This is a genomic window from Erythrobacter sp. HI0063 (genome assembly GCF_001635685.1).
Classification (GTDB): Bacteria; Pseudomonadota; Alphaproteobacteria; order Sphingomonadales; family Sphingomonadaceae; genus Qipengyuania.
The window spans coordinates 1-280 of sequence record NZ_LWFF01000220.1; the positions used below are offsets into that span (position 1 = coordinate 1).

Genomic DNA, 280 nt, shown 5'->3' on the forward strand with positions numbered 1-280 from the left:
AGACACATCGAGATGCCCGTTCTTCGCGTTTACAAAGCCAGTCGGCTTCAGATCCCTATCAGCATGGAACTCACCGGATCGGTCGTGTTGATCGATCTTGCCCATGTTTCCGGTAAGACATTCCGCCAGCTCGCCGATTACGCTTCGATGCGGATTTTGGGCATGACCGGTAGCGAACGTGTCGAAGGTTCCGATACGCGGATCCCCACGATCATGACTCTGTTCGACGAAGGTGAAACCGCTCCCGCCGGATGGACGGAATTCGATCAGGCTTATCTGA

At 54.6% G+C, this 280-nt stretch carries 1 pseudogene; it reads left to right on the forward strand.

The features are described from left to right. Positions 1-63: 63 nt before the first annotated feature. Positions 64-280: pseudogene (locus tag A3736_RS07150) on the forward strand (hypothetical protein); the annotation flags it as partial.